This window comes from Pseudomonas sp. TE36184, from assembly GCF_054060055.1.
On record NZ_JBSSCU010000001.1, the window covers coordinates 5,350,309 to 5,375,426 of the forward strand.

At 58.7% G+C, this 25,118-nt stretch carries 25 protein-coding genes; 12 read left to right on the top strand and 13 right to left on the bottom strand.

From position 1 onward, the window contains the following. Positions 1 to 52: 52 nt before the first annotated feature. The 4 genes from ACVWZP_RS24135 to ACVWZP_RS24150 all read right to left on the bottom strand — a co-directional run bounded on the left by ACVWZP_RS24135 (position 53) and on the right by ACVWZP_RS24150 (position 2,477). Positions 53 to 1,021: an ornithine cyclodeaminase gene (locus ACVWZP_RS24135; RefSeq protein WP_457370198.1), complete on the bottom strand. Its 969-nt coding sequence runs from the start codon at positions 1,019 to 1,021 to the stop codon at positions 53 to 55. A 120-nt stretch (positions 1,022 to 1,141) separates the two neighbouring features. Then, entirely contained in the window at positions 1,142 to 1,513 is a 372-nt protein-coding gene (locus ACVWZP_RS24140; protein WP_026140359.1) for a MerR family transcriptional regulator, read from the bottom strand. Beyond that, a complete protein-coding gene (locus ACVWZP_RS24145; protein WP_046381898.1) occupies positions 1,452 to 2,096 on the bottom strand; it encodes an NAD(P)H-dependent oxidoreductase in 645 nt (214 codons plus the stop codon). The genes ACVWZP_RS24140 and ACVWZP_RS24145 overlap by 62 nt, the downstream gene beginning before the upstream one ends. A gap of 102 nt (positions 2,097 to 2,198) precedes the next feature. Then, positions 2,199 to 2,477 (bottom strand): hypothetical protein, encoded by a 279-nt coding sequence (locus ACVWZP_RS24150; protein WP_390898334.1) that lies wholly within the window; start codon positions 2,475 to 2,477, stop codon positions 2,199 to 2,201. Positions 2,478 to 2,605: 128 nt separating this feature from the next. Between ACVWZP_RS24150 and ACVWZP_RS24155 the strand changes: the two genes are divergently transcribed. From ACVWZP_RS24155 to ACVWZP_RS24175, 5 genes are all read left to right on the top strand, one after another. Beyond that, positions 2,606 to 2,866 carry a hypothetical protein gene (locus ACVWZP_RS24155; protein WP_046381900.1) on the top strand — a complete coding sequence of 87 codons (261 nt, stop codon included), beginning with the start codon at positions 2,606 to 2,608 and terminating at the stop codon, positions 2,864 to 2,866. Positions 2,867 to 3,073: 207 nt separating this feature from the next. Then, positions 3,074 to 4,204 (top strand): YcjF family protein, encoded by a 1,131-nt coding sequence (locus tag ACVWZP_RS24160; protein ID WP_301556640.1) that lies wholly within the window; start codon positions 3,074 to 3,076, stop codon positions 4,202 to 4,204. A gap of 94 nt (positions 4,205 to 4,298) precedes the next feature. After that, the gene (locus ACVWZP_RS24165) at positions 4,299 to 5,426 is read left to right on the top strand and encodes a GTPase (protein WP_169881748.1); all 1,128 of its coding nucleotides are present in this window, start codon (positions 4,299 to 4,301) and stop codon (positions 5,424 to 5,426) included. A 41-nt stretch (positions 5,427 to 5,467) separates the two neighbouring features. Beyond that, positions 5,468 to 5,695 carry a GTPase gene (locus tag ACVWZP_RS24170; protein WP_411220636.1) on the top strand — a complete coding sequence of 76 codons (228 nt, stop codon included), beginning with the start codon at positions 5,468 to 5,470 and terminating at the stop codon, positions 5,693 to 5,695. Positions 5,696 to 5,895: 200 nt separating this feature from the next. Next, the gene (locus ACVWZP_RS24175; RefSeq protein WP_146181398.1) at positions 5,896 to 6,483 is read left to right on the top strand and encodes a hypothetical protein; all 588 of its coding nucleotides are present in this window, start codon (positions 5,896 to 5,898) and stop codon (positions 6,481 to 6,483) included. An 88-nt stretch (positions 6,484 to 6,571) separates the two neighbouring features. Here the strand turns inward: ACVWZP_RS24175 and ycaC are convergent, their stop codons facing one another. The 4 genes from ycaC to ACVWZP_RS24195 all read right to left on the bottom strand — a co-directional run bounded on the left by ycaC (position 6,572) and on the right by ACVWZP_RS24195 (position 11,074). Beyond that, positions 6,572 to 7,204, bottom strand: coding sequence for an isochorismate family cysteine hydrolase YcaC (gene ycaC / locus ACVWZP_RS24180; RefSeq protein ID WP_046381905.1), 633 nt, complete (start codon positions 7,202 to 7,204; stop codon positions 6,572 to 6,574). A gap of 247 nt (positions 7,205 to 7,451) precedes the next feature. Further along, positions 7,452 to 8,672: an MFS transporter gene (locus ACVWZP_RS24185; protein WP_457370199.1), complete on the bottom strand. Its 1,221-nt coding sequence runs from the start codon at positions 8,670 to 8,672 to the stop codon at positions 7,452 to 7,454. Further along, a complete protein-coding gene (locus ACVWZP_RS24190; protein WP_079444794.1) occupies positions 8,669 to 9,793 on the bottom strand; it encodes a GNAT family N-acetyltransferase in 1,125 nt (374 codons plus the stop codon). Before ACVWZP_RS24190 ends, ACVWZP_RS24185 begins: the two co-directional genes overlap by 4 nt. 15 nt (positions 9,794 to 9,808) lie before the next feature. Next, on the bottom strand, positions 9,809 to 11,074 hold the full coding sequence (locus ACVWZP_RS24195; RefSeq protein ID WP_046381908.1) for an aminotransferase class I/II-fold pyridoxal phosphate-dependent enzyme: 1,266 nt from the start codon (positions 11,072 to 11,074) through the stop codon (positions 9,809 to 9,811). Positions 11,075 to 11,276: 202 nt separating this feature from the next. Here ACVWZP_RS24195 and ACVWZP_RS24200 point away from each other — a divergent pair, with 202 nt between their 5' ends. From ACVWZP_RS24200 to ACVWZP_RS24230, 7 genes are all read left to right on the top strand, one after another. After that, complete coding sequence (locus ACVWZP_RS24200; RefSeq protein WP_046381909.1) at positions 11,277 to 11,975, top strand: response regulator; 699 nt, start codon at positions 11,277 to 11,279, stop codon at positions 11,973 to 11,975. Next, entirely contained in the window at positions 11,972 to 13,147 is a 1,176-nt protein-coding gene (locus ACVWZP_RS24205; protein WP_046381910.1) for a sensor histidine kinase, read from the top strand. Before ACVWZP_RS24200 ends, ACVWZP_RS24205 begins: the two co-directional genes overlap by 4 nt. A 147-nt stretch (positions 13,148 to 13,294) precedes the next feature. Then, positions 13,295 to 14,146: a MipA/OmpV family protein gene (locus ACVWZP_RS24210; RefSeq protein WP_052735746.1), complete on the top strand. Its 852-nt coding sequence runs from the start codon at positions 13,295 to 13,297 to the stop codon at positions 14,144 to 14,146. Positions 14,147 to 14,488: 342 nt separating this feature from the next. Continuing rightward, a complete protein-coding gene (locus ACVWZP_RS24215; protein ID WP_457370200.1) occupies positions 14,489 to 15,961 on the top strand; it encodes an efflux transporter outer membrane subunit in 1,473 nt (490 codons plus the stop codon). A gap of 7 nt (positions 15,962 to 15,968) precedes the next feature. Next, positions 15,969 to 17,042: an HlyD family secretion protein gene (locus tag ACVWZP_RS24220; protein WP_046381912.1), complete on the top strand. Its 1,074-nt coding sequence runs from the start codon at positions 15,969 to 15,971 to the stop codon at positions 17,040 to 17,042. Beyond that, a complete protein-coding gene (gene rbbA, locus ACVWZP_RS24225; RefSeq protein ID WP_057005493.1) occupies positions 17,039 to 19,774 on the top strand; it encodes a ribosome-associated ATPase/putative transporter RbbA in 2,736 nt (911 codons plus the stop codon). Before ACVWZP_RS24220 ends, rbbA begins: the two co-directional genes overlap by 4 nt. A 1-nt stretch (position 19,775) precedes the next feature. Then, on the top strand, positions 19,776 to 20,909 hold the full coding sequence (locus tag ACVWZP_RS24230; RefSeq protein WP_411220635.1) for an ABC transporter permease: 1,134 nt from the start codon (positions 19,776 to 19,778) through the stop codon (positions 20,907 to 20,909). A 335-nt stretch (positions 20,910 to 21,244) separates the two neighbouring features. Here the strand turns inward: ACVWZP_RS24230 and ACVWZP_RS24235 are convergent, their stop codons facing one another. The 5 genes from ACVWZP_RS24235 to ACVWZP_RS24255 form a co-directional block, all read right to left on the bottom strand. Beyond that, positions 21,245 to 22,018 (bottom strand): LexA family transcriptional regulator, encoded by a 774-nt coding sequence (locus ACVWZP_RS24235; protein ID WP_046381915.1) that lies wholly within the window; start codon positions 22,016 to 22,018, stop codon positions 21,245 to 21,247. A 214-nt stretch (positions 22,019 to 22,232) separates the two neighbouring features. Further along, positions 22,233 to 22,760, bottom strand: coding sequence for an inorganic diphosphatase (gene ppa / locus ACVWZP_RS24240; RefSeq protein ID WP_003176323.1), 528 nt, complete (start codon positions 22,758 to 22,760; stop codon positions 22,233 to 22,235). A 107-nt stretch (positions 22,761 to 22,867) separates the two neighbouring features. Then, positions 22,868 to 23,683, bottom strand: a complete 816-nt coding sequence (locus ACVWZP_RS24245; RefSeq protein ID WP_079444785.1) for a M90 family metallopeptidase — start codon at positions 23,681 to 23,683, stop codon at positions 22,868 to 22,870. Positions 23,684 to 23,689: 6 nt separating this feature from the next. Then, positions 23,690 to 24,346, bottom strand: coding sequence for a DedA family protein (locus ACVWZP_RS24250; protein WP_079444784.1), 657 nt, complete (start codon positions 24,344 to 24,346; stop codon positions 23,690 to 23,692). 309 nt (positions 24,347 to 24,655) lie between these two features. After that, a complete protein-coding gene (locus ACVWZP_RS24255; RefSeq protein ID WP_017848365.1) occupies positions 24,656 to 25,114 on the bottom strand; it encodes a GNAT family N-acetyltransferase in 459 nt (152 codons plus the stop codon). Between the last annotated feature and the right edge of the window lie 4 nt (positions 25,115 to 25,118).

Below are 25,118 nucleotides of genomic sequence, written 5' to 3' on the forward strand. Positions count from 1 at the left end.
ACCGGGCACTGGAAAAAGGAACGGTGATTGTACGCAGGCGTCCGAACAGTTGTCAGTCCACGGCCTGCATGCGCTGCACCGCGAGGGTCGCCAGTGCGATGTCCTGAGCGGCCAGGCCGGTCAGGTCGGCGATGGTCAGGTCATCGTCGCGGAAACGCCCGCGTGCCTTACCGGCCAGCACATGGCCGAGGGAAACGTCGGCCTGGTCGCTGATCAAATGGGCCCGTACTGCGTGGCTCATTTCGCCATGGTCCAGGCATTGGGCCCGGTCATCGGTCATGAGCACCTGTGCCCTCTGCAGCAGCAACGGGTCCAGTTCCTGTTTGCCTGGGCTGTCTGCGCCCAGGGCGACAATATGAGTGCCTTTACGCACCACGTCGGCCGGTACGATTGCCTGGGTCGACGGCGTGCAGGTAATCACCAGATTGCACTGTGCGAAAACAGCCTCAACGCTGTCGGCTGCTTGGGCTTTCAACCCAGCTTGCTGCAGCGCGTTGGCGAGGTGTTGTGCCCGCTCGGGAGCGCGTCCCCAGATCACCACACGCTCGATTCCGAGCAGTTCGCAGGTCCAGCGCGCCTGCAGTTGCGCCTGATGCCCGCTGCCGAGAATGCCTAACGCGCTCACCCGTGCGGGCGCCCCGGCCCGTGCGGCCAAGGCACCGGCGGCGGCAGTGCGGCAACTGGTCAGCCAGCCTTCGTCGTTGAGGATGGCGCGGGTCTTGCCGGTGTGAGAATCGAACACCAGCACCAGGCCATTATTGGTCTCCAGGCCGCGGGAAGGATTCTCATAAAAGCCCATGGCCAGCTTGACCACAAACACCGAACCGTCTTTCGCGTAGCCGGACTTGATATGACAGTCCCCCGGCGGGTTTTCAAACAACAACACCCCCGGCGGCGGGGCCACGATGCGGCCGTCGGCGTGACTGATCAATGCCTGTTCCACCGCGTGCAGCATGTCTTGGCGCGACAGCGCGGCGCGCAATGCACTGAGTTCGTAAACCGCCAGTGGCACCGCGCTCATCACGCACGCTCCTGCGGGGGAAAGCAGGTTTTAAGCTTGAAGTCCGAGAGTGTGGTCATGGCGCGCTCCTGAATATCAACGGGACGAAAGCGCGACACTAACCTGATTTGTATTTATTGTCTAATTTGTACTTATCGTGCAATTCTGGTTTGAGTGTTTAAGCATCGCGTCAAACTCGACCAGCCCGGCCTGCATCTTCTGCAGTGCCGCCATCTGCAGCGCCAGCTCCTCCTGCTTGCGGGCAATCGCCTGGCTCGCGCGCTCCCAGGGCAGCGCGTCGCCCTGGTGCCCGTGCAAAATGGCCTGTAGCTCCTTGAGCTTGAAACCCAGTTGCTGAGCACACTTGATCAACATCAGCAGCTCGACACTCTGCGCCGAATAGACCCGATACCGCCCCGCTCTCTGCGGGCTGGGAAGCAGGCCGATCGCTTCATAGTGACGAATCGCCTTGATGGTCGTGCCCGACAGTTGCGCCGCTTTGCCGATGAACATGAAAACGCCCTTTTCCAAATAATCCGCCGGCCCGCGTCAGCCAACGAGCGCGTTGCGCGGGCGTGGAACCCAGCACCGGCCCGAGCAACAAGGTCTTGGTCACCGTTATGCCGCAAAACGCCAGCGTCGTCTTGCGCATCTGATGAATGCCCGGCATGCGGTAGAACCAGCGGTAATACCATGGCGGCGTATCGAGCGTCACCAGCAAGTGCGCGGTTCGGCCATGCAGCAGCTTGTCAGGAAATGCCTTGCCTGCACGGTACTTGAAGGCGAAGCCGGGTAGGAAAACTCTATCGATAAAGCCCTTCATCAACGCCGGAATACCACCCCACCAAATCGGCAAGACAAACGCCAAATGGGTGGCCCACAGGATATCTGCCTGGGCACCGAGCAAATCGGCTTCCAGGGCTTGAATGTCGGTGTAACCGTGATGCAGCACCGGGTCGAAAGCCAGCGTGCCCAGCCGTAGGACGCGTACTTCATGGTCGGCGTTTTTGGCCGATTGGATGTAGGTGTCCGCCAGTGCCGAACAGAAACTGGTGCTGGAGGGATGACCGAGGATGACCAGAATGCGCTGAGCCATGGGGATGAGTCCTGAAACGGGGTTGCAGGGTAGGGGCTGCCGTATAGGGGAGAGTCAAGGGGAATAGCGCGATGCGGCTTGCCCCACGTTTTGCCCGGTTACTCATAAAACCCCGGTCTCAAGTGCTTGAGATTCGTCACCGATGAACAGCGGCTGGAACGTTTTGCTTGGCACGTAGCCGGTTATTTTTTTGTCATGTGTAAGGTTTTGAGGCGCATGTTCGGTGATGTGCATATTGATGTCGTTGGCGGCCTGCCGGCGTTTGCTACCAACGCTCTGGATCACGTGCCCCGTGGTCTGCCGGCCCTCCTGCCGGGCGACAATCTCGATCAAGCAGTGGCGAAGTGCCAGTCCCGAGCAAACCTGTTCAATGGAATGCATGCGTTCCATCCCCTCGTGACGTGTGCGAATACTTTACCTGTATAAGTCTACATTCTAGACCTGTCGTCTATTGCTACATATCGTGTGGCTGTCGTTTAAACAAATTGGGTATACGCAAGGAAGTACGCATGACTATGGCAGAAGCAGTGTCGACAGGGGCATTGGTAGTGTTGGGGAGCATCCTGCTGGTGCTCCTGCTGCAATACTTGAGGCTGCGTGAACTCTGGAAAATGGCGCTTACCTGCCGCCGGAACGCGCGCTGGGGGCGGATCTATGAGGCTGAGAACCGGGAGTTGCGTTCTGCGCTGCGCGCTGAGAAGGCGCATATCAAGCAGTTGCAGAGGAAAGTCGGGCTTTTGCAAGGGGGGGTGACTGCGCAGGAGGAATAGGTAGAGAAGGATGTCTCGCTGATCACTTTTCAGACGAGAGCAGGAGCGTCAAAAACAATACCCGTTGGAGCCTATCCTCCCAACCGCTGCGCTTGACAGGGATAGTGGCAAAGTGCGATTGAGGCTTTAGGATTTTGGGTCCGGGGCGATAACCTTTTTTTTAGCGCGCCCTCTTTTGAGCGCCGCGTAGCGACGGAGAATAGAACAATGGCAAGTATGGAAGCTCAACTGGAAGAGCAGTTCGATAAGGAAATGGCGTCGGTCAAACGCCCGAACCTGATGATTGTTGGCGGCACCGGTGTTGGAAAGAGCAGCCTGATCAATCATATCTTCGGCAAAACGATTGCCAAGGTCGGTACCGGGCAGCCTGTCACTCGGGGTTGTCATCGCTACGAAGACGCCAACATCCCTTTGGTCATCTTTGATACCGAAGGTTATGAGGTGACGGAAGGCAAACCCTCGACAGGCAACTTTCGGGAAAAAATCATCCCGGAGATCAAACAGCGCAAGTTCAAGGCGCTGGATGAACAGATCCATCTCATTTGGTACTGCCTCAGCGTAGCCAACCACCGGGTTACTGATTTTGACCTGGACAACTTGCGATTGATTACCGGTGAACTGGATATTCCGGTGGCTGTGGTACTCACCCAGTGCGATGCCGAACCCATTGACGATGACGGCAACGGTGAGACTTCCCGGGCGTTTCGCAACGTGCTGCGCGAGCACGGTATTCATTGTGAGGTTTTCGAGACCTGTGCAAATAACCCCAGCCACGATCCAGAGCTGAAACTGGACCTCGAAAAGTTAATCGCCTGGTCGAGTGCATCACTCAAGGACGATGCGCTACGCCAGTCCTTTGTGGCTGCCCAGATCGCGTCGCTACCAGCCAAACGCAGCGAGGCGATGACCATCATCATGACCTACAGCGGCACCACCGCCGCCAGCGCCGGACTTAACCCGGTGCCGATGTCGGACGCGTTACTCATTGTGCCTCAGCAGATGGCGATGGCGGCATCGCTGGCCAAGCTCTACGGGTTTGGCTCGATGGGTGAAATGGCCGTCAGCCTGCTCAAGGGCCAGATCCTCAGCCTGGTGGGGCGTCAGTTGGCAGCCAGCCTGACCAAGATGATCCCCGTGCTTGGGCAGATCATTAACGCCGCTGTTGCCGGGGCGATCACCGGAGCGCTGGGCTTGGCCCTGGTCGAGGTCTATGAACGCGCCGTGGACGGCTACCTGAAGACAGGCAAGTCACCGGACTGGGCTCGCCTCTTTTCTAACGAGCAGTTCATGCAGGCGTTCAAGATTGCGCTGGGGAAATGGGGCAATCAAAAAGCTTGAAGCCACTTGGCGCACTCTGAAGGCCGTGGCGAGAGACAGATCTGTTTCTAGGCAGGCCTTCATCCCCCTTCAGCGGTTCAGGGTTTAGAGAGACATGGATCAGTTCGCGATCAACATCATCGTGCTGGGTAAAAGCGGCGTCGGCAAAAGCAGCTTCTGCAACTATCTTTTTGACCAGGTGGGTTTGTTTGAGACGGGAAGTGGCAAGCCCGTCACCTCCTGGGAGAAAAATTTTCAGTCGCACACCTTCGAGCACCAGGGGCACCTGTTGAATGTGTTCGACAGCGTTGGCCTGGAAGCTGACAACTATGAGCGATGGCTCCAACAGTTCGACCGTTTCATGCAGCAACATCGTGCGCGCCCGATGGAACCGGAAACCTGGATTCATGGTGCCTTCTATGTGATCAACGCCAGCTCCGCACGGCTGGAACCGGTGGATGTGAATCTGATCAAACGGCTCGGACTGGATGCCAGGATTCCCCTGCAAGTCATCCTGACCAATGCCGACGTTGCGGGCGATAAGGTCGAGGCCCTCGAGCGAGAAATTCACCAACTATGCCCGGGTGTATCGGTGACGCCGCTGTGTTCGGTATCGGTACGTAGGCGTGGTGGTCAGTCGACGCAAGCCTTTGGTCGCGATGAAGTGCTTTCGCTCTACCTGGAACAGTCGCATGCCTTTCTCAGCAAGCGTCTGGCTGCGATGAGCTGCTTGAACTTCAAAGGTGTGCTTCGCCAAATGCGCGATACGGTCGTTGCCAAGATCGAAAAGGCAGACCTCAGCATCTTTAGAATCGCGGACCTCGATCTGGATACGGAAATCGAGTTGCCCGATTTTGATGAGGTGTTTTCCGATCTGAAAGGCTTCGATGACTACCTCTCATCCTTTGGTTTCATGGGGGACTGGGAGACCAGCGATGAGCTGGAAAACGCAGTGACCCGTGTGTTTGACGACTTCCAGCGAGAGATGGAGGGCCGCTTCAAAGAGATCGAAGACGGGTTCGAGTCCGATAGCCTCCTGCGCAAGGTGGGCGCGCTCTATGAGGCGGCAAAAATCATCCTGACGTTGAAATCGACCATGATTGAATGGCTGGATGACGGTTTTGGCCGTGTCCACGCAGAACTCGACAGGCTCTTCGTCAAATATGCCGAGGACGACAACTTCTTCGCCAGTCATCTAACGGGACGCGTCTTCATCAGGCCCAAACTGTTCGGCATTTTCTAAGCACGGGCTGCATCAGCGCTATTTAAGGAAGAGCATTAACCATGGGCTTCGATTCGATTTATGCGGTGCTGCCAGACCACGCGGCCGAGATAAGCCGCTTGCAGTACTTGTTGGCTGACGCACGGCTGCCGGTGGTTTCGGTGATCGGCAAATACAACCATGGCAAGAGCTCCTTGCTCAACGCCCTCGTGGCGCGCGAGCAGTTCGCCGTGTCGGATGCTCGGGAAACCACCGTGTTGAGCTACGTCGAGCCTGAACGCCTGAGTTGAACCTGTCTTCTTATCGTGACGCCGCTCATGCTGGGCGGCTGCTTTTTTTTGCAAAGGAATGACGCTGCATGAATCGAATGTTTGTAAGCCCTTGGTTGTCGGTATCCCCCAACGGCCCGGTGACCTGTGCTCACCCCCGCGCACATGACTATGTTCATTTACGCCAAGGCGAAATGGATGGTGCCTGTGGACCTTACTGCGTGGCGATGACCTTGATCGCATTGGGCGTTATGTCCCGCGAGCAGGCTCAATCACTCGACAGTTACGATGGCCGAACCCGACTGGGTCGCTTTCGCGAAAGCCTACTGGCCTTCGGCGCTCTGGTGTCGGAAGGCACCGACGATTTCGATGTGAGCTGGCTGGTTGATGTGTTCAAGCACGCCGGGGTTGTGACCGAAGTGCTGGATGCAGCGCCGCGACGACAGACGACCATCCGCAATATTGCCGACGCCGTCGACAACCGCAAAATCCCGATCGTCTGTGTCGATTGGGACGACGGCCTGGCGGCGCATTGGCTGCTGGTTATCGGCTATCAGGGTTACCAGGCAAACGATGACGATGAATTACAAATCACCCACCTGCTGTGCCTCGACCCCACCAGTGACGCCCCACGGGTGTCACTCTGGAATGCAGTGATCGAAGTCTTCACCGAGGAGGGTAAATCGGTGAACGAAGGTCGTTACTACTGCCAGCACTGGGGCCCCAACGCCGCGCCGACGGCCTGCCGAATTGCTCAGAGTGTTTTGGTGGGGCTCGATAAAAAAGCCGAGTCCAACTATTTCTACTGAGTAAAGTGCGGGCGCCGCACCGTCCATCGCAGCACCTAACGAAGCAAGCCTGCTTTTTCAAGCAGGCTTATCGTTGACGGCAGTTTTCTTACTTCTGCTGCGCCGTCAGCGCCGCATAACCATTCATCAAGTTGCGATAGTTCGGAATACGCTGGGACAACAGATTGCCCAGGCCTTCGATATCGTTGCGCCAGTCGCGATGCAGCTCACACGCCACCGAAAACCAGTTCATCATCTGCGCACCGGCCTGCGTCATCCGGCTCCACGCGGCCTGCTGCACCGTGGTATTGAAGGTGCCCGAAGCATCCGTCACCACAAATACATCAAACCCCTCCGCCAGCGCCGACAACGTCGGGAACGCCACGCACACATCCGTCACCACACCGGCAATGATGATCTGCTTACGCCCGGTGGCCTTGATCGCCTTGACGAAGTCTTCGTTGTCCCACGCATTGATCTGGCCAGGGCGAGCGATGTACGGCGCGTCCGGGAACATCTCCTTCAACTCCGGCACCAGCGGGCCGTTAGGGCCTTGCTCGAAGCTGGTGGTGAGGATCGTCGGCAGGTTGAAGAACTTGGCCAGGTCCGCCAGGGCCAGCACGTTGTTCTTGAACTCGTTGGGCGAGAAGTCCTGCACCAGGGAGATCAGACCGGTCTGGTGGTCGACCAGCAGGACTACGGCGTCGTCTTTGTTCAAGCGGTTGTAGGTTGGCGTGCTCATGGTTGAATCCTTTTTTGTTTAAGTGGGTTGGGCGTTGCGTTCAACATGGGCACAGATTAATGGGCGGGACGTGGGGGATAAATCGGCTGGGAGGCGTCTTACTGTCAACTTAGAAGGGACAATTGGTTGAGCTACCCGCAGTATCGGTCCTTTTCACTTGCGGGATGTTTCCTAGAGAACTCCAGGAGCGGTATGAGGGTGTTCTTCAAAAGAGCGGACGTCAGTGCTCTGCGTGATTAACGGTGTTCTATTCGAGCTCCACCTTTTTCAGGTGAAACCAGGCAGTACTCACCTTCATCACAATGACCCCCAACAGCAGCAAGCCGGTGAGCGTCATGGCGAGCCCTTGCAGCAAGATGTTTGCCGGTACCTTATCGGCCACGACGCCTGTCAGCATGACCGAAACAAGAAAGGCCGCGCCTGTGCCGGTATCCAGCAATGCAATCACACGGGCATAGAAATCCCCAGCAACCTGCTGATAGATGCGCAACAGGCTCAGGGTAATGACCAGCCCCTCCGCCAGCCCCGTCACAGCCACCAACGGCAATGCCAAACCGAGGCTGTCGACTTTCGATACAACCCAGATAGAGGCACATATCAGGGTCAGACTGATCAACATCCATGCGCCATATTGCTGCCCGACACGGGGCCATGACGACAAAGCAAGTCCAGCCAGCATGCCGACACCATAGGCGCCGAACAGCAACCCGACATCGGCCGGTGGACGCTCCAGCACCTGGACCACATAGACAAGCGCAAGAATCTCAAAACTGCCAAGGGCCAGCATCACCAGCATACTGGCCGTCATGGGCAGTATCAGGCGGGCTCCATAGCGTGAAACCGCCGTGCGCAAATCGCGCCAGATACCTACTTCATCGGCCTGCTCCCGCTTGACATGGGACGAGGGCAACAACACACACAAGACACTGGCGATGAGCAGCAGCACGCCAATTACCACAACCGCCAGCACATGCCCGTAGTGGCTGGCCAGCATGCCAGCCAACAGCGTACCGATGGCCATCCCTGACATGCGCGCGGCCATGATGATGGCGTTGGCAGCGGGTAGCCTATCTGCCGAAACCAGGCTGGGTAACAAGGCACTGGCACCCGGCACGAAGAACCGGTTGCATGTCGCCGCCAGGGCAGCAATGGCAAGGATCGGGATAAGCTGCCCACGCATCGCCGGCAGCAAGAGTGCCAGGATGATGAACAGACGCGCCACACAGGCCCAGACCAGTACCCGTTTGAGATCGGTGCGATCGGCCACTGCACCGGCCCATGCGCCGAACAGCAGCATCGGGATCAACTCGCATATGACCAGCAACATGATGTTGAACGCCGACTGGGTCAGATCGAATACCACGATCTGCAGCAGTACGATCAGCATCCAATCCGCCACCGAAATCACCCATTGCAGACCGGTCAAGAGCAAAAGACCGGCGCCATGTTTGTGTAGCAGCCGCTTCACCGCTGGTCTTCCACGGTCAGGTTTTCCTGCGCGAGCTTGTCCTGGTCGTGCTTGAGCACAAATCGATGCAGGATCATGCGAAGCAGTCGTCCGAGCCACTTGGGATTGGCTTGCATCCAGGCGTAACAGGCTTGCAGGCGACAGCCCATTTCGACTTTGCCCTGCTCGTTGGAAATACCAAAGTTAATGCTGCGCAGTCCTTTGCCGATGGCGTGGCGAACGATGTGGTAGCCCATTGCGCGGTGGATGGACAGGCGACTCGTTGCCTCCAGATCCACGCCGCAATAGGTGGATTCCAGATGGTCGCCCAGAACAAAACAGAGGTCGAACGCATCAATGCGTCCTTCCTTGCGCAGCAGCAACCACACCGCATGGTCGAGCTGGCTCATTTGCAGAAAGAAATCTTCGGTGACCATGATCTGGTCAGGCGAGTGATGTTTGCGATACAGCTGTAACCATAAGGCGTGCAAGCGCTGCGCTTCATCAGTCGACAGTGCCTGACCCTCGCGAATGTCGAGACAGTAGCCTGCCTTTTCAAGCGACCGCAGATCACGGCGTATGCTTTTGCGCTTGGGGTGCTGCTCCAGATACTGCTCAAAGTCTGTCCAGGGCAGCTCCAAATGCGCGCAGCTGTAGAGCTTGTCGAGCGCCTGCTTGTGGAGGTAGTCGGCTGTCGGAAAATCCCGCCCGACGAACAGTCGGACGCCGCGCTTGATTGACGCCCGCTCCAGCGCAGCCACCAGACCATATCGCAGGCTTATGGAATTCGCAGTCACCGCTAACATCAGCGGCAACCCCGTATTGACCGGCGTTCCCAGGGTTGTGACGCGCAATGACATCCCATATGGCAGATGAATCCGCCATAGGGTGGCTACAGCAGCGCCGACCAGTTCACCGTTTGAAATGGCCAGCGCATAAAGGTACTGGCATTCCAGGCCGCTGGCCTCCAGGGCAGCCATATACTCATGGCTGCAAAACTGATGAGGCTTGCACAGTTGATTCCAGGACGTTCGGTCAATCGTCGCAATCGAGTCCTTGATTTCAATATGTTCCGCCGCCCAAGTGGTGTCATTTGTGCTGGCCGGCAAGCCGACCCGCACCACCTGTTCCATGCGTGTCATATGCGACTTCCTGACCTAGTTCGCTGCCGCTAGCAGGCTCTCGCCCAATCGACTGGATGAATCATCGCAACCGAGCAGATTTTCCAGGCTTTGGGCAAACCTCTCGATTTCCGCGTCGGTGTGGTGCCGGTGCAGGATCAGCCGTATCAGTGCCTGATTGGGCTTGACCGCCGGATAGCGGAAGATCGGCACGCAGAAGCCTTGTTGCTCCAACTGCTCCCGAACTTGCTCGGCCTTGCTGTCCTTGCCGATCAACACGGAGGTGATGTAAGACGGTGTGCTATTGAGCTGCAGGCCACCGTCAAGCAATCGCAGGCGAAACGCCAGGCTTCTGCGCAGGAAGTCATCCATGATGGAAGGGTCGCGCTTGAGGCGCTCGATGATGGATGCCGCTGCGTCTGCCGTTGGCGGTTGAATGGCGGCTGTGAAGATCGACGTTCCACTCAGTACTTCAAAGGCGTCGATGTACTCCGCGTTGGCGCTGATCGCGCCGCCTTCCAGGCCTACTGATTTCGATAATGAGATCATGATGAAATCGGCGCGGCGAAGGTGCTGGAACTCTTCGTAGAAATTGCGCTGCGGCTCGCCATACACCATGAAACCATTGGCGTCGTCGATATAACTCAGGGCATTGAATCGTTCACACAGATCCAGGATCGTACCGATAGGCGCCACGCTCCCGTCGGAGGAGTAGACACTTTCGAAAACCACAATGGCCTTTCGATCTCCGATATTTTGCAGAACACGCTCAAGGTCGGCCACATCGTTATGCTTGAACGACAGCAGCGATTCGCCGTACTTAAGGTGCGCGGCGGCTTTCCAGAGACTCCAGTGGCAATCACGGTCAAAGATCAGCACGGCATCGCGGTTGTCAATGCCGCTGCTGGGGGAGAAATTGAACTTCGCTGTCATGGCATTGATGAAGCCAAGGTTGGCTAGCATGCCTGAGGCAAACGTGAGTGTTTTGTCTTTGCCATGATGCTCGCTGAGCAACGTTTCCAATCGGAAATGTGGCTCGCAGACACCCTGCGTCGCCCGCGACCCGCCGGTGGAAAGCCCATAGCGCTTGACCGACTCACAGAACGCATCGAGCACTTGCGGGTCCTGTTGCCAGCCGAGGTAGTTGATCCCCGAAAAATTCACATACGGCAGGCCATTGCGCGTGATGCGCGAACCAGACATTCCTTCCATCAGGACCGGCTCGCGCAGGAACCCTTCTGACACCGACGACTCAACGAAGCGCTGAAAACCCCAGCGATCCACATTTGGTGATATTTCCATATGTCCCTCCTCCATTCATCCTGATTGCCAACACTTGATAGAACTTGACAAATTGCAAAAAATAAGCTTGTCGATTTTGTTTCAAGTGGTAGCGTTTAGTCGTCTCAACGATTTACGGCCGCATTCAGAAGCGCAATTATCGTTGCACCGAAATATCAAGTAACGATCAACAAGCCATCAAGATCGCATGAAGGAGTGACCTGTGAGTTTAGGACGAGTACTGATCGTCGAGGATGATTTCGATGGGGCTGAAGTACTGGAGGCCTATCTTGGCCGGGATGGATTCCAGACGCGACATGCAGCAGATGGCCATAAAGCCTTGGACTACCACGCGCGTTGGCGGCCGGATCTGGTGCTGCTGGACATCATGTTGCCGGGACTCAGCGGCAACGAGGTTTTGACTGCCATTCGCCAACACTCAGCGACCCCAGTCATTATGGTGACCGCTGTTGGGCACGAACCCAGCCGCATCAACTCCCTGCTGTACGGTGCTGATGACTATGTGGTCAAACCCTACAACCCAGGGGAAGTGGTTGCTCGCGTGCATGCGGTGCTGCGGCGTTGGCGTGGGGGTGGCCAGGGTCAGTCGACCTTGCTACGGCATAATCACTTGGTCATTGATTTGAATGCGGCACTGGCGACCATTGAAATCAATGGCACCAATCAACCCCTGGAGTTGACGCGCACCGAGTTCAATCTACTGTCCATGATGATGGCCGCGCCATCGCGCATGTACACACGTGCCGAGCTGCTCGCCAACTGTCTGCCCGAAAGTGATGCGATGGAGCGAGTGGTCGATGCCCACCTGTACAACCTGCGACGCAAGCTGGAGCGAGTAGGCATTCACGATGTCGTTCTGACGGTGCGGGGGCTGGGGTATCGCTTCAGCAATCCGGCATGAGCACGGCAAAGAACGGACTCTCCCGCCAACTCTGGTACTGGATCAGCCTGCGCATGATCGGCCTGGCACTGGCGGCCATGCTGGTGGTGGGGGCTGGCATGTGGTTACGCTTCTTCTCGTGGGAAACCAAACTGCGAAACGCACTGCCCGAGGCCGTGCGCCAGGAACTCAAGGTCCTGGAAGTCGACCATGCCGCCAATGCCGAGCGCCTGCGTGAAATCTATGGGCAATACCTCTATGGCGATTACTTCACGCCAGAGGTCCTCCGGGCGGATCTGCTGTGGTTCAGCGGGCTGGCGCTGATTGCGCTCCCCCTGATTATCGGCGGCGGCATCTGGGTCTCGTTGCGCCTGTCGCGCCAACTCAGCGCCGTTGCGATCTCGGCAATGCACATCGCTGGCGGAGACTTCCGGTCACGAGCAGGCAACGTGCGCGATGCCCCCGCAGCGCTGTATAGCCTGATGGCCGATTTCAACCACATGGCTGAGCGCCTGGAGCGGCAGGAGCGGGAATTACAGGCATCCAGCGCCGCCATCGCCCACGAGCTGCGCACGCCCCTCACCGCTGCCAAGGGGCGGCTACAGGGTCTGATCGATGGCGTATTCGAGGCCTCGCCGCAACAGTTGGTCATGATCATGCGACAGCTTGATCAGCTCAATCGGCTCATTGATGATCTGTACTTATTGTCGCTGGCCACAGCCGACCAGTTGCAGCTGATGCCCTCAAGCTTTGCACTCAAGTCCCTGATGGAAGAGCGAGTGGCTTGGGCGGCACCACGCTTGCAACAGCAACCGGTGAACATCGTCCTCGACTGTCCGGACGGTTTGATGTTGATCGCCGATCGCGACCGCTTAGGCCAGGTACTGTCGATCCTGCTCGACAATGCCCTGTGCTACGCAGCATCCGGGGGGTATCTGGCGCTGCGGGCCAGCAAGCGGCAAGACCGGGTGCTGCTCGACGTCGAGGATGCTGGCCCGGGCTTCGCACCGGAGCATATCGAGCGCTCGTGCGACCGTTTCTGGCGTGCCGAACATTCGCGCTCTCGCCATGCAGGCGGCAGCGGGCTGGGGCTGTCGGTGGCAGTCGCTATCTGCCAAGCCCATAGTGGCAAGTTGAGTGTCCATAATCGTGCCGAGGGCGGCGGTCGCATCCATATCGAGTTGCCAGGCTGACTCAAGGCGAAGGCTGCGCCAGCCTGAAAGCGGGCGCAGGCAAAACCTGGTCCGTTGTCCTTGACGAAGTCTTCACCGTTTCTTGGCGCGACCTTGAATCGAAGGCGGCTCACTACCGGGGTACTGAACCTCAAAGGATGAACCGCCATGAGCAAGCCCGTTTCTCGATACAAACACAAGCAACACATGACCAGCGCTGTCTCGGTTTTCATTACCGGCAGCCTCTGCTTGCTGATGCCGCTGAAAAGCCAGGCCCAGCAGCAAGTCGCTGACGTATCCACCCGCTTGTTTGGCGAAAAAACCGAGGTCACGGTGGGACTGGGTGCCGCCTATACCCCTCGCTATCTGGGCGCAAAACAATCGCGAGCCATGCTGGTGCCGACACTGAGTATTTATCGCGGCATTTTCTTTGCTGATTCCATGCGCGGCCTTGGCGCGGAATACCTGACTCAGAGCGGGTTTTACTCCAGCGTGGCAATCGGCTACGACTTTGGCCGTACTGATGAAGACAGCGTTTGGCGCCCGGGCTCCAAGCGACTCCAGGGGATGGGTGAAGTCACAGGCGCGACCACTGCCACGTTTCAGCTGGCACAGGATCTGACCTCCTGGCTGTCGATCAAGGGTGAAGCAGAGCTGCGCGTTGCTGGTTATAAGCGTGGTAATCGTTACCGGTTGGGCCTGGAAAGCACCGTACTGAAAACGGCAGGTGATGTGATTACCCTTGGCATGAACGTGCATGCCGGGGATAAGCGCTACAACCGCACCTACTTCGGGGTGAGCGATGCCCAGGCCCAGGCTTCCCGGTTCTCTCGTTTCGATGCCGACTCCGGCGTCTATGCCTACTCGTTGTCAGCGGACTGGCAACATAAATTCAATCAGCATTGGGCGATGTTGGTCGGGTTGAATGTCATGGAGTTCCGCGAAGAGGCGAACAAAAGTCCTGTGGTGGAAGAAAAAACCGGCGTCACCAGTTTTGCCTCATTGCACTATTCATTCTGAGGCGAATAGACATCCACCGTGCGCTTACGTAGACAGCTCATCCCGGCGCGGAGGCCAGGGTGCCGGAAACTGATTTGGTTGGCCTGCACCGTGGCGGCAGTCTTGTTATTGGTGGCGGGCGCTTGGCTGCTCATGAGCGAGCCGCCCATTTCAGTGCTGACGACACCGCTACAGCCTCCAAAATAATCTCAGACGCTCAAGGCAAGGTTGCGCCGTGGGCGTCTGTTCCGCAGACCGGTATTTGGCCGCACTTGATGAAATCTTGATTAAACCTTGAAAGACGATTGACGCGTGAAGAGCACACTTCCCTCCATGCCTCCTCTGGATCGGAAACTTCACGCCATGTCACGACAGTGCAATGCAGCATTTGTGGTGGTGCTGCTATCAGGCTGCACTACGCTAATACCGCCGTATACAACCCCCGACAACAGCACCTTGCCTGCGCATTACCAGCAAGGGAGCGGTAAAAAATCCGAGGATGCCGCACTAACCTTGGCGGCCGATAAAACCTGGCAGAGCTATTTTCCCGATCCTCATCTACAGGCTTTGATCCGCCAGGCGCTGCTTCACAACCACGACCTGCGCAGTGCCGCTTTGCGGGTTCGGCAAGCACAGGCGGCCTACCGCATCGAGCGCAGCGCCCTGACGCCCACGGTTGCCCTGGGAGTCGATGCGAAACGCTCGCGCACGCCTGCAGATCTGACGGAAATCGGTCAGACCTCGACGGGCAACGAATTCAAGGCAGGTGTGGGTATCAGCAGTTGGGAGATCGACTTCTGGGGACGTATCACCAGCCTGAACGAAGAAGCCTTGCAGCAATTCCTGGCGACCCAGGCCGGGCATCAGGCAGTGACGATCAGCCTGGTGGCGCAGGTGGCCGACGCCTGGATTAGCCTTCGCGAGCTGGATAAGCGCCTGCACCTGGCTAATGTCGCTCAGGCCAACCAGAGCGAATCGCTGCGCATCTTCACACGTCGGTTCGAGATGGGGTCAGTGACCAAGCTGGAACTGACCCAGGTGCAGACGCTGCTGACCCAGGCCGAGGCATTGACGCTGCAACTGCAACAGCAACGTGACCTGCAACACAATGCCGTGAATCTGCTGGTCGGACAGGTTGACCTCGTCGATGCCAACTACAGGCCTGTCGCCGATCAGACCCTGGTCCAGCCCCTGGATGCCGGCCTGCCATCCGACCTGCTGATCAACCGCCCGGACATCGTCGCAGCAGAGCATCGCCTGCGTGCCGCCAACGCCCATATCGGTGCGGCCCGCGCGGCCTTCTTCCCGCGCATTAGCTTGACCGCTTTCGGCGGCCTGGCCAGCGCAGAACTGAGTGACTTATTCAGCGCAAGCAGCCGTGCCTGGAACTTCGCGCCAAGCCTGTCGTTGCCGGTCTTCGATGGCGGACTGAACCAGGCCAACCTGGATTTGGCGAATGTGCGCAAACACCTTGCCGTCGTTGAGTACGAGCAAACCATCCAGAGCGCCTTTCGCGACGTAGCGGATGCCCTGGCCAACCAGCACTGGCTGCAACAGCAACTATCAGTGCAGCAGCAAGCCGTCGAGATCCAGGAGGAACGCAGTCGGCTGGCGCTCCTGAGCCATGACCGTGGCCGCTCCAGTTTCCTGGAGGTGCTTGACGCCGAACGTGATCGTCTGCAGGCCCAGCAACAAGAGGTACAAGCGCAACACGCACTGCTACGCAACCGGGTGGCGCTGTATGCCGCACTGGGTGGCGGCTCACGGCATGTGCCGAACGCCCCGTTACTCGACCAGCCGTCATCCACCCTGTTTTCAGATATCGCAGAGGAATAACCCAGCCATGAGCGCCTCCATCAAGAAGAAAATCACCGCAGTTGCCATCGTGGCGGCCATTGCCGGTGCGACCTGGATCGGCTGGGACTGGTTCGATCAACGTGCTGTGCCGGACGGTCTGATGGTCAGCAATGGACGCATTGAAGCCACGGAGGTGGACGTGGCCGCCAAATTTAGTGGGCGCGTCGCGCAGATCCTGGCCGATGAAGGTGACGAGGTGCAGGCTGGGCAGGTGTTGGCACACATGCATATCGATTCGCTGCTGGCCCAGATGCGCGAGGCCCAGGCGCAATTGCAACGGGCAGAACATGCCGTGAAGGCCACTCAGGCGCAGGTGAGCATGCGCCGCAGCGAGCAGGCCGCCGCCGAGGCTGTCGTGGTTCAGCGCCATACGGAACTGAATGCCGCCCAGCGTCGACTGGTACGCACCGAGGTATTGGTCAAGGACGGCGCCACAACAGGCCAGGAGTTGGACGATGACCGCGCCAGAGTGGCGAATACCGGCGCCGCGCTCAATGCCGCGCGCGCGCAGGCTAACGCCGCCAGATCGGCCATCGAAGCCAGCGATGCCGAAGTCACCGGCGCAACATCGACCGTCGCGGCAGCGCAGGCCACGGTCGAGCGCATCCAGTCCGAGTTGGACGACAGCACTCTCAAGGCCCCGCGCAGTGGCCGCGTGCAGTATCGCCTGGCCCAGCCCGGCGAAATGCTCAGCGATGGCGGCAAGGTGCTTAACCTGATCGACCTGTCAGATGTCTACATGAGCTTCTTCTTGCCCACCGAAGCCGCCGGGCAAGTGGCCCTGGGCAGTGAAGTGCGCGTCGTGCTGGACACCGCGCCGCACTTGCCGATACCCGCCACGGTCACCTTTGTCTCGCGCCAGGCCCAGTTCACCCCCAAATTCGTGGAGACTGCCAATGAGCGGCAGAAGCTGATGTTCCGGGTCAAGGCTCGGATCGACAAAGCATTGCTGAGCAAGTACCAGGATTATGTAAAGTCCGGCCTGCCCGGCGTTGCCTGGATCAGGACCGATCCACAGGCCCAATGGCCTGAAGCCTTGCAGCTTAGGGACTTGCCATGAACAGCCTCGCTGAGCCCGTGGTTCGCCTGCGGGACGTAAGCCTGCACTACGGCAAGACCCAGGCGCTGTCGGGCATCACCCAGGACATCCCTGGCGGTTGCATGGTAGGGCTGATCGGCCCGGATGGCGTAGGGAAGTCCAGTCTGCTGTCGTTGCTCTCCGGCGCGCGTCGGGTACAGCAAGGCACAGTAGAGGTGCTGGGCGCCGACATCGCCAGCAAGGCCCACCGCGACCAGATCTGCCCGCGTATTGCCTACATGCCCCAAGGCCTGGGCAAGAACCTGTACCCCACACTGTCAGTGGAAGAAAACCTGCAGTTCATCGCACGGTTGTTCAGTCAAAACGCCAGCGAACGGCGCCGACGCATCGACGATTTGACCCGTAGCACCGGCATGTATCCATTTCTTGCGCGACCCGCCGGGAAGCTTTCGGGAGGCATGAAGCAGAAACTGAGCCTGTGCTGCGCTCTGATCCATGATCCCGACCTGCTGATCCTCGACGAACCCACTACGGGTGTCGATCCGCTGGCGCGCGCGCAGTTCTGGGAACTGATCGCCCGTATCCGTCGCCAGCGAGTCGGCATGAGCGTGATCGTCGCCACCGCCTACATGGATGAAGCTCAAGGCTTTGACTGGCTGGCAGTCATGGATGAAGGTCGGGTGCGGGCCACCGGCACGCCTGCCGAACTGCTCGCACGCACCCATTGCGATTCGTTGGAATCGGCCTTCATCAGTTTGCTGCCGGACGAGAAAAAGCAAGACCATGAGCCCGTGGTCATTCCTCCCTTGCAGACCGACCCGGATGATATCGCCATCCAAGCCCAGGGGCTGACAATGCGCTTTGGCGACTTCACGGCTGTGGATCACGTGAGCTTTCGCATCCGTCGCGGAGAAATCTTCGGGTTTCTCGGCTCCAACGGCTGCGGCAAGAGCACTACGATGAAAATGCTCACCGGCCTGCTACCCGCCAGCGAAGGCCGTGCCTGGCTGTTCGGCAAGGAGATCGACTCTCACGACCTTGCCACACGCAGTCGCGTAGGCTACATGTCGCAATCGTTCTCGCTCTATAACGAATTGACGGTAAAGCAGAACCTGGTCCTGCATGCCAAACTATTCCATGTGCCCGCCACAGAGATCGACGCTCGCGTGCAGCAAATGGCCGGGCGTTTTGAATTGCTGGACGTCATGGATAGCCTGCCGCCTAGCATCCCCATGGGCATGCGCCAGCGCCTATCGCTGGCCGTGGCGATGGTTCACAAGCCCGAACTGCTTATTCTGGACGAGCCGACTTCGGGCGTCGATCCGGTGGCGCGCGACAAGTTCTGGCGCTTGTTGGTGCAACTGTCGCGGCGCGACCATGTGACCATCTTCATCTCCACCCACTTCATGAACGAGGCCGAGCGCTGCGACCGCATGTCGATGATGCATGCGGGCAAGGTGCTCGACAGTGATGCGCCAATGCAGTTGGTGGAAAAACGCGGTGCCGCCAGCCTGGAAGAGGCCTTTATCGGTTATCTGATCGAGGCCGATAACAATGCCGCGCATGTGCCGGATGAGAGCGCGCCCACACAGCACGGCACGGCCGCAACAGCAGCCGAACAGGCTCAGTCGTTCAGCCTGCAGCGTCTACTCAGCTACGCCTGGCGCGAGTCGCTGGAACTGCGGCGCGATCCGGTACGCGCCACACTGGCGCTACTGGGATCGCTGCTGCTGATGTTTGTTATCGGCTATGGCATCAGCACTGACGTCAATGACCTGCGCTACGCCGTGCTTGACCGTGATCAGACCGGCCTGAGCCATGACTACACCCTGGCGCTCTCCGGTTCGCCGTATTTTCTTGAGCGCCCGCCGTTGCACAGTTACGCAGAGCTGGACCGACGCATGCAGACCGGCGAACTGAGTCTGGTCATCGAGATCCCGTCCGGCTTTGCCCGCGACGCGACGCTGGGGCACAACGCCCAGGTCGGTGCCTGGATCAACGGCGCCATGCCCAGCCGCGCCGAAACCGTGCAAGGCTATGTGCAGGGCATGCACCTGCTCTGGCTGACGCAAAAATCCCAGCGATTGAACGGCAAAACCTACACCAACCCGGTCGAAGTGCAGACGCGCTTTCGCTACAACCCGGACATCAAGAGCCTGCCCGCCATCGTCCCGGCGGTGGTGCCATTGCTGCTGTTGATGCTGCCGGCGATGCTGACCGCGCTAGCCGTGGTGCGCGAGAAGGAACTGGGCGCGATCATCAACTTCTACGTCACCCCTGTCACCCGCACCGAGTTCCTGCTTGGCAAGCAACTGCCCTATGTGGCGCTGGGAATGCTGAACTTCCTGTTGATGAGCGTGCTGGCGGTGACCGTACTGGACGTGCCCATGAAGGGCAGCTTTGCCACCCTGGCGCTGGCCACCCTGGTGTTTCTGGTGATCTCCACCGGCATGGGGCTGGTCGCATCGGCCGTCACGCGCAGTCAGATCGCCGCGATGTTCGCTGCGCTGATCGGCACGCTGGTGCCTGCCACCCAGTTCGCCGGGCTGACTACACCCGTTTCCTCGTTGGAGGGCATCGGCAAGCTGATCGGCGAAGCCTACCCGGCCACCCACATGTTTCTCATCAGCCGTGGCGTATTCGCGAAGGCTTTGGGGCTGGCTGATCTGCAGCAGTCCTTCATTGCCTTGTTGGTGGCCCTACCGCTGGTGATGGGTCTGGCGATTGCGATGCTGCACAAACAGGAGCGCTGAGATGAAACGCACTTTTTCCAATATCTGGCAACTGGGCGTCAAGGAGCTTCGCAGTCTGTGGCGCGATCCGGTCATGCTGCTGCTGATCGTCTTCAGCTTCACGGCGATGGTCTACACGGCCGCCTCGGCCATTCCAGATACCCTGAACAACGCACCGATCGCCTTCGTCGACGAAGATGATTCGCCCCTGTCGCAGCGCGTCGCCACCGCTTTCTACCCGCCTCAGTTCACGCAACCAGAGCACATCAGTGTTGCCGAGATGGACGCCGGTCTGGACTCCGGCCGCTATACCTTCGTGCTGTACATGCCGCCCAACCTACAGCGCGATGTTCTGGCGGGTCGTCCCGCGCAGGTGCAGCTCAACGTCGATGCCACACGCATGGATCAAGCCTTCAGCGGCAGCGCCTATGTCGAGCAGATCGTTACCGATGAGGTCAAGACCTTCGTGCAGCGTTATCGCGGCAATTCGGCCCCGTCGGTGGAACTGGCGCTGCGCGCACGTTTCAACCCGGCGTTGGACAAGACTTGGTTCAGCAGCCTGCTGCAGATCATCGACAACATCACCATGCTGGCGATCATTTTGACCGGAGCCGCGCTGATCCGCGAACGCGAGCACGGCACTATCGAACACCTGCTGGTGATGCCGGTCACCCCCACGCAGATCATGCTGGCCAAGGTCCTGGCGATGGGCACGGTGGTGCTGGTGGCGGCGGCGTTGTCGTTGCAGTTCGTGGTACGCGGGTTGCTCGCCGTACCCATCGAAGGCTCGATCTGGCTGTTCCTGGTCGGCGCCGCGCTGAGCTTGTTCGCCAACACCGCCCTGGGCATCTATCTGGCCACCGTGGCCCGCAGCATGCCGCAGTTCGGCCTGTTGCTGATGCTGGTGCTGTTGCCGTTGATCCTGCTCTCCGGCGGCGCCACTCCGCGCGAAAGCATGCCCACGCTGGTGCAGTACCTGATGCTGGCCGCACCCACCACCCACTTGGTGCAGTTGGGAGAAGGCGTGCTGTACCGCGGCGCGGGGCTGGACGTGGTGTGGGTTCAACTTCTTGCGCTATTACTCATCGGCAGCGTGCTGTTCGCACTTTCGTTGCAGCGTTTTCGCCGGATGCTTGCGCAGATGGATGGAGGCTGATCCTCGCCCATCACATCGCCGGATGAGGTTAGGTGGCGTTAAACCCCATTGGACAGAGAAATACCTTATGGCCTCTGAATAGAGACGCTATCAGTTGATTTCTCAGAATGGATAGGATTATTTCGGACAATTAAAAAGCCGGCTTGTGGCCGGCTTCTCGGGGACCGCCTCAGCTTGTTTTTGACAAACCTCACCAGCCTTCAAATCGCTCAGCCAACATCGCGTCTGGCTGAATAGTCGGGGCATCCGCGGGAGTTTTTCCGCATCGCCTGGCAGGGTGAATGGCCTAAAACCAGCCCCTGCCAAATGTGCGGCGCATGATACCCATATTCACCTCAGTTGCCCACCTCCGTATCCGATTTAGAGCCTTCCCAGCCCAGCAGGTGTTCATCCAGCGGCACGGGTGGGCGGCGGTTGTTGAGGGTGGACCACCAGAACACCCAGCCGACGATCTGGAAGTTCTGTTCGAAGCGTTGATCGAAGGTCAGGTATTCGTCGGGGTGTTCGCCGGCGTTGTGGCTGCGCATGCGCAGGCCGCCGCCGGGGCGGTTGTAGAGGTATTTGATGCGCAGCATGTCGTCGTGTTCGACGGCGTAGATTTCGCCGTCGATGATTTGAGTGCGGCCGCGGTCGATGGCGAGCGTGGCGCCTTGTTGGATGATGTCGACCATGCTGTTATCGACCATGTAGGCGCCGAGGGCGCGGTCGGGGTTTACGTTTAAGGTCTCGAGGGTGTGACGGGAGAGGCGGATGCGTTCGGTTGAGGTGAAGGACGGATGGAGGGTGATCTCCACATCGATTGTTTCCGGGGAACGGGCGGGGCCTGTGAGGTATTTGCCGCTTTCTTCGCGGGTGGGCAATGCTTTCCTTGCATCTTGAGCGTCCAACAGGAAGTTGGCCGGTGGGTGTTTAGGGCCTACACCGGCGTGCAGCCAGCGGCTGGAGACGCACAACAGTTCTGCGATTTCGTTGAGTCGGCCCATGGGAACACCGCGTTTGAACCAGTTGTTCACGTGCTGAGGCGTGACGCCGCGGTTCTTGGCGAAGTCGGAAGCGGAAAGATGAACTTCCCGTAATAGCGCTTTTAAGCGATCACCTGATGTATTCATAAACGCTGAGTTTACTGGCCGGGAAAATAGATCAAATAAACTATGCGTTCAATTGCCGGTGTAGGTTTTTACTTAGTTGTAGCCTGATCTTTCGTTGGCGCTGCTTAGTTCAACATAGAGTGTTAATAATTGAACTTGGTGTTTAAATTTTTCCATAAAAAAAGCCCCGAATGATCGGGGCTTTTTTGATTGCCGGGGCAATGAGGAGTCGGTATCAGCCTTTGTAGGCGGCGACCGACTTCATGATCTCGGCGCGGGCGGCATCTGCGTTGCCCCAGCCGTCGATCTTCACCCATTTGCCTTTTTCGAGGTCTTTGTAGTTCTCGAAGAAGTGCTTGATCTGTTCCAGCAGCAGTGGCGGCAGATCGGTGTATTCCTTCACGTCCACGTACAGCTGGGACAGCTTGTCGTGGGGCACTGCGATGACTTTGGCATCGCCGCCGCCGTCGTCGGTCATGTTCAGGATGCCGACTGGACGCGCGCGGATAACCGAGCCTGGAGTAACCGGGTAAGGGGTTACGACCAGCACGTCGAGGGGGTCGCCGTCGTCAGCCAGGGTGTTGGGGATGAAACCGTAGTTGGCCGGGTAGAACATCGGGGTGGCCATGAACCGGTCAACGAACAGGCAGTCGCTGTCTTTGTCGATTTCGTATTTGATCGGCGCGTGGTTGGCCGGAATCTCGATGGCGACGTAGATGTCGTTCGGCAGGTCTTTGCCAGCCGGAATCTTGCTGTAGCTCATTGGGCGTTGCCCCCGTAGTTGGCCATGTACATGGCCGGATTGGCCTAAAAGTGGCGGCGATTATAGGCATATTCTGACGCCGATGCCATGCACCAGACGTCGTACAGTCATTCGTCTTGTGGCTGATAACGCGGGTCGTGCGCTTGCAGCTGCGCGAGGCGGGCCAGAGGGTCCTGGCGGTAAAAATGACTGAGTTGGGCGTACACCTGTGGATAACTTTCCACCAATAAATCTGGCGCGCTGAAAAAATATTCGCTGGTGACCGCGAAAAATTCCGCCGGGTTTTCGGCGGCGTAGGGGTCGATGGCGGTTTCGGCGTCGGGGTTGGCGTCCAACTGGCGGTTAAGCTCATCGTAGGCGCCTTGCATCACGCGGGCCCAGTCTTGCACGCGCATGTCGTGGTGCAGGGGCGGCAGGCCGTTGGCGTCGCCGTTGAGCATGTCGAGCTTGTGCGCCAGTTCGTGGATCACCAGGTTGTAGCCTTCCCAGTTGCCGCTGGCCAGCACGCCGGGCCAGGCGAGGATCACCGGGCCTTGTTGCCAGGCTTCGCCGCTGTGCTCGCCGTCCCACTCGTGCTCGACGCCACTGGCGTCGCGATGACGTTGCGGGCTAAGGAAGTCGTCGGGGTACAGCACGATCTCGTGGAAGCCCTGATACCAGTCGAGGTCGCCGAGGTTCATCAGTGGCAGTTGCGCCTGGGCGGCGAGCAGCAGGCGTTGTTCCTGGTGCAGCTCGACGCCGGGCAGGGCGGTGAGGTGTTTTTCGGCGAGAAACACCACGCAGGCTTCGCGCAACCACTGGTCTTGCTCGGCGCTGATGCCGTCGAGGAAGGTCAGGTGCTCGCGCACCCGCTGCCAGGTGTCATCGGCAATCGGGTGCCTGGCCAACAGGCGCCGGCGACGCCAGGCGCTGAGGGACCACATCGCAGGTTACTGCGACTTGGCTTCGGAAGACGTGCGACCAAAGCGGCTGCGGAACACGCTGATGATCATCGGCACCAGCGACAGCAGGATGATGAACACCACCAGCAGCGAGAGGTTTTTCTTGATGAACGGCACGTTGCCGAAGAAGTAGCCCAGGGTTACCAGGCCGCCGACCCAGAAGACGGTGCCCAGCACGCTGAAGCCGAAGAAGCGCGGGTAGGGCATTTTCGCGATACCGGCGACGAACGGCGCAAAGGTGCGCAGGATCGGCAGGAAGCGCGCCAGGGTCACGGTTTTGCCGCCGTGCTTGTCGTAGAAGTCGTGGGTTTTTTGCAGGTAGTCGCGGCGGAAGATTTTCGAGTTCGGGTTGCTGAACAGGCGTTCGCCGGCTGTTCGCCCGATCACGTAGTTGGTGCTGTCGCCGAGGATCGCCGCCAACATCAATAGACCGGCGAGCAAGACCGGGTCCATGCCGCCACCCGCCGCCACCGCGCCGGCAATGAACAGTAATGAATCACCCGGCAGGAACGGCATGACCACCAGGCCGGTTTCGCAAAAGATTACAAGGAACAGAATGGCGTAGATCCACAGACCGTAATTTTTTACCAGCAGGTCGAGGTAGACGTCGAGATGCAGGATAAGGTCAAGCGGGTTGAAATCCATGGATGGCACCTGTGTGAATGGCCCGACTCAGCAGGCCTGTGCGGAGGCTCGGGTAATAAGGCTACAAGTATTTGTCGCGCTTCTTACAATCCTGAAAGGTCGGCATTATACGGATTGAGAAGTGAAAAGAGTGTGTGGGTTTTGTAGCGGGTGATGTCATGGCACTCGGCTCCCAGAGCACCACAGAACCAAATGTGGGAGGGGGCTTGCCCCCGATCGGGTCGTGCCAGTTATAAATAGTCTGACGGGGCCACGGCTATCGGGAGCAAGCCCCTCCCACAGGAATTTTGGCGGGCTTGGGAGATGGGGTCAGTCTTCGCTGATCGGCAACACGTAGTTCTTGAACTCGCTGTCTTCGCGAAAACCCATCGACTCATACGTCTTCTGCGCCACGTTATTGTTGCTGCTGGTCGACACCCGCAGCCGCACTGCATGGGTTTCCTTGGCCATCTTCTTCGCCGCGCGCATCAGGTTGTCCGCCACCAGTTGCCGGCGCGCGTCTTCGGCGACGTAGATGTCGTTGAGGATCCACACCCGTTTGAGCGACAACGAAGAAAAGCTCGGGTACAGCTGACAGAACCCGAGCAAGCGTTTGTCGTCGTCATCGGCCAGGGCCAGGTAGATCACCGATTCCTTGCGGCGCAGGCGTTTTTCCAGGAAGGCCCGCGAAGAGTCCGGGAACGGCAGCGCCCCGTAGAACTCGCGGTATTTGACGAATAACGGGGTCAACAGGTCCAGGTGTTCCAGGGTCGCTTGAGTGATCCGCATGCCA